Below are 3,385 nucleotides of genomic sequence, written 5' to 3' on the forward strand. Positions count from 1 at the left end.
ACGCTAGAGGAATCATCAGGATTGATGATAATACCAAGCATCCGAAATACTGTTTGGTTTTCGTCTGGTGAGTCTGAAATTGCTCTGACAAAGTTGTTTCTGACATCCAAGGATTGGTTCGCAGTAAATTCTGTAGTTCCAACGTTGAAAGTAAACACAGAATCGGGCAACCCACCAATATGAGCCCCACCCATGGACGACGAAACGACAGGGTCCATAACATTAAAAGTAAAGTTTCCTAGAGCATCAAGCTGACCCGGAAAACTGATCATCATAGGTGCAGCACTAGGAGAGCGAAAACCTGGTGAAAGGATGGGAATAGTTACACCACCAGCAGGGTTATTAACATTAACATTAAGAATGGCATCAGCATTGATACCTGGTCTTAAGGCAGTGCCAATTTGGGTATCTGTGCTTCCTCGATCAAGCAGAGGGTCACTGACTCCATTGAGAGCATTTTGTAAGAAAGATTTTATTTTTCGGATATCCCGACGACAGTCTATGTCTATTATTCCTGCTGGGGCTTGTGATTGTTCTGTTTCAGAAGGGTTGGTTGAGTCAGCTTGAGCAACCCTATTGTTGGTACAAGTTCGGTTATTGCTGGGTACTTCGTCTGCTTTGACAATATTGCCCAAAGTACTATTGAAACTGTAAAAGCATATTCCGACTAAAAAAGCTTGTCGAATAAATTGCCAAGAATATTTGTGCAGTTTTAACATAAGCTATCCTGTTTTAGAAACGAAAAGTGGCACGGAGTACACCGATATAAATATCGTTGTTTTCTTCTATATGTCCAGGATCAGTAACCATAAAAAATCCTGGAGTAATATAGATATTGTTGCTAAATTTGTGGCGATAGAAAATTTCATAGTGAATTGAAGTGGCGTTATCTTCTCCTAAAAGTAAACCATTGCCGTTCTCTAATTTTAGAGGTTGACCAATGATTAAGCCTAGTAAACTTCCTTCTTGACCAAAAGGATCTGAAAAGGCTAAGGAAAGCAAGTAAGTGCTGGCATTAGCAAAATCATCTGATGCCAAAGCATTAGTGAAGGTATATCCTCCCCAACCCGCAAAGGTAAGGTTATCAGTAAAACGCCACTGTAAGCTACCGCCCACAGCATGGGTCTGAGTTTCTTGAAGCAGTAGACTAGAAGTATCAGCGTTAAAGCTACCTGCGAAAGTATTTAACTGACCATCATTGGCGTAGGCATTAATATAGTGTAGTCCAGCCGCCATGTTATTGGCTGGGGTAAACAATAATTGCACTCCTAAAGCACTATGATCTGGACTAATAAAACCCTCACTAGGGCTACTGCTATTCCGGGTTCCGTAAGCAACTTGTAAACGGAGTGGATCTGCTACAAACCAGTCTAAACCAACCCCCGCATCGAGAGCGCCAATTTTGAAAAGTGGACTGGCTTCGCCGAAACGAGAGATAGAACCTATACCCACATCCAAGAAGGGACTGTTAGCAGTAAGGACACTACCTAAACTAAAACCGACTGGTTTTATAGTAAAGACAACTCGGTCACTAATGGCAAATCGGTATTCTAAGCTATCTAAAACCACATCATTATCGAGATCGTCTTGGTAAGACAGTAAGGCGGCAAAAGTATTGAGTACATTGGGGTTGGCAAAACCACCATCATCGAAATTACCGGAAGCTAAAACAATACGCAGACGATCTCTGCCTGTGAATGAAGCAACAGTTCCAATGCGGGCAAGATAATTAAGAACAGTGTTAGCATCTCCTGTGCCTGGTGGATTGCCTCCTTCAGCAGCAGCTAGGCCAAAAATAACTTCTCCTCCAAATTTGACAGTGGTGGAAAACTGATGCTCCTCTAGGAAAGCAACTCGACTGTCTAGGTTATCTACCCGTGTTTTTAGTTGGGCTAATTCTGGGTTAAATTGATTAGCTAATTGTTGTAATGTGGCTAAATCTTCTTCAGAAATACGATTAGCACTTTCAACCGCAACCAGTCTCTCAATCTGTTCCATACAGGCGTTCAAACCTGCGGCAAATTCATAGCGAGTTAAGGCTCGGTTGCCTTGAAAAGTCCTATCTTGGTATCCGGCAATACAACCATAGCGTTCTATTAAACTTCGTAGTGCTTCAAATGCCCAGTCCCCCGGTTGCACATCTTGGAGTTGGACAATATTGGTTACCTGAGTCATGGCTGTGCCATCAATTTCAGGTGATGGTTCCAGGGATGTTGATTGTTCTGGTAGTTCTGGAACTGTTGATGTGGGTTCGCTGAGTTGATCAACCCTGGGACTGACTGGATTGGTCGTTGTTGGTGTATTAACACTCTCGATTTTGTCTAATAAGACTATACCGAGTTCTGCATCAAAATCCTTAAGCAGTCGTTCTAGTCTGGCTCGGTGATGTTGAATAACTGCGTCTTCTGATACGGCGCTATAAGTTTGGGCGATATGCTGTTGACAAGCACTTAAGATAGCAGCAAATTCAGAACGGGTTAAGGCTTCATTGTTTACAAAGGCGCTCTTGTCTGTGGTACAGCCAGAAAACTCAACTAGTTCTCTCAAGGCTTCGTAAGACCAGCTTCCAGGTTGTAAATTGTCGGTTAGTGCCCAGGTTTTGGGGGCAGTTAATAGCAATCCGGTTACTCCTGATAGGAAAAGGAGTAAGAGTTTTTGAGTTTTCATGGTCACTCCTGCACACTGAAAAAAAGTTTAGAGATGGGTTGAGGGTGGCTCTTTTAGTAGTTTTTATTAAAATAAACAGAAAACCAAATCGTCTTTATCCTTGAATTTATTCCCATCTAGTTGGCTTATTTACATTTATCATTCCATTCTAAATCTGATGGATAATCAGTGATACATGATAGTTCGTTGCGCTCAATTATCAAACAACCCAGAAACAATTCATAGAGATCTTCGATAGTATCAGCTTGCCTGGCATTTTCCCTACCTTTAGCAATTAAATCCTGGCTTGGTGGTTTAAAATTTAAGTCATTTTTGCTGAGAGTTGACTTGTTTTGATTAATGAGATAAATAAATTCAGTAATAGGAATACCTGATCCTTTATACTTACTATTTCCTCGTCCGTGAATACCAACCACATAACCATTAGCGTCAAATATTGGTCCCCCACTCATTCCTTTTCTAACCTTACTAAAATAACATAATTTGTAACCTCTTTTGTCGGGACATAAAAATGTTTCTGTAGATACTGTTTCTGGGGGGAAATTTGAGAATATATTAGCTGATAAAAATTTGCGCTCACTGCTAGTTTTTTCATCTTCTGGTGGAGTTGGCCAACCAGAGACAAATAATTGACCAGAATCTGGAATAGTATTTGAATCTTTAAGGGAAGCAACGTAGTATTGATTAGAACTGTAACCCTGAAATTTAATTAGTGCTA

General features: G+C 40.9%; 3 protein-coding genes. All 3 read right to left on the reverse strand.

Translation table 11 applies throughout. The features are described 5' to 3' along the window. On the reverse strand, positions 1–719 hold a 719-nt coding region (locus F6K38_RS37465; RefSeq protein ID WP_287360064.1), incomplete at its 3' end, for a hypothetical protein. Positions 720–732: 13 nt separating this feature from the next. Further along, positions 733–2,667 (reverse strand): iron uptake porin, encoded by a 1,935-nt coding sequence (locus F6K38_RS37470; RefSeq protein ID WP_287360065.1) that lies wholly within the window; start codon positions 2,665–2,667, stop codon positions 733–735. Between the two features lie 125 nt (positions 2,668–2,792). Next, the coding region (locus tag F6K38_RS37475; protein WP_287360066.1) for a trypsin-like serine protease at positions 2,793–3,385 on the reverse strand (593 nt) is incomplete at its 5' end.

The sequence above is a fragment of the Moorena sp. SIO3B2 genome, from assembly GCF_010692525.1.
GTDB lineage: Bacteria > Cyanobacteriota > Cyanobacteriia > Cyanobacteriales > Coleofasciculaceae > Moorena > Moorena producens.

Bases quoted from the DNA above. Each gene is read 5' to 3' on its own strand.
- F6K38_RS37470 (WP_287360065.1), bottom strand. From the start codon at position 2,667: ATGAAAACTCAAAAACTCTTACTCCTTTTCCTATCAGGAGTAACCGGA.